Genomic DNA, 1,283 nt, shown 5'->3' on the forward strand with positions numbered 1-1,283 from the left:
AAGCCAAATGTTCTTCACCCGCAGGGGTGCTTGCACCCAAGGGGGGAAGGTTATTTGGCGGAAGAGAGCTAGGCGCCGAAGCTAGACAATAAGGAAGAAGCCGAAACGCGCTGTAGGTTAAGCTAGAAAGGGCGCACGGTGGATGCCTTGGCACTAGGAGCCGAAGAAGGACGGGACTAACACCGATATGTCTCGGGGAGTCGTAAGTAGACATGGATCCGGGAATTTCCGAATGGGGGAACCCACTGTTCGTAATGGGACAGGATCCATGCCTGAATCCATAGGGCATGGAGGGCACACCCGGGGAACTGAAACATCTTAGTACCCGGAGGAGAAGAAAGCAAATGCGATTCCCTGAGTAGCGGCGAGCGAAACGGGAACAGCCCAAACCAAGAGGCGTGCCTCTTGGGGTTGTAGGACCGCTCAGATGGGAGTGAGAAAGGAACGGGGTAGACGAACCGGTCTGGAACGGCCGGCCAGAGAAGGTGACAGCCCTGTAGTCGAAACTTCGTTCCCTCCCGAGCGGCTCCTGAGTACGGCGGGACACGGGAAATCCCGTCGGAAGCAGGGAGGACCATCTCCCAAGGCTAAATACTCCCTAGTGACCGATAGTGAACCAGTACCGTGAGGGAAAGGTGAAAAGCACCCCGGAAGGGGAGTGAAAGAGAACCTGAAACCGTGTGCCTACAAGTAGTCAGAGCCCGTTCATGGGTGATGGCGTGCCTTTTGTAGAATGAACCGGCGAGTGACGATGGCGTGCGAGGTTAAGCCGAAGAGGCGGAGCCGCAGCGAAAGCGAGTCTGAATAGGGCGTTTGAGTACGTCGTCGTCGACCCGAAACCAGGTGATCTACCCATGTCCAGGGTGAAGGCCGGGTAACACCGGCTGGAGGCCCGAACCCACGTACGTTGAAAAGTGCGGGGATGAGGTGTGGGTAGGGGTGAAATGCCAATCGAACTTGGAGATAGCTGGTTCTCCCCGAAATAGCTTTAGGGCTAGCCTCAAGGTGAGAGTCTTGGAGGTAGAGCACTGATTGGGCTAGGGGCCCTCATCGGGTTACCGAACCCAGTCAAACTCCGAATGCCAATGACTTATCCTTGGGAGTCAGACTACGAGTGATAAGATCCGTGGTCAAGAGGGAAACAGCCCAGATCGCCAGCTAAGGCCCCCAAGTGCACGTTCAGTGGAAAAGGATGTGGAGTTGCGAAGACAACCAGGATGTTGGCTTAGAAGCAGCCACCATTTAAAGAGTGCGTAATAGCTCACTGGTCGAGTGACTCTGCG

1 rRNA gene is annotated in these 1,283 nt (G+C 55.7%); it reads left to right on the forward strand.

The features are described from left to right. Positions 1-115 precede the first annotated feature (115 nt). Positions 116-1,283: ribosomal RNA gene (locus tag M948_RS42440) — 23S ribosomal RNA — on the forward strand; the annotation flags it as partial.

The organism is Virgibacillus sp. CM-4 (genome assembly GCF_000445495.1).
GTDB lineage: Bacteria > Bacillota > Bacilli > Bacillales > Amphibacillaceae > Virgibacillus > Virgibacillus salexigens.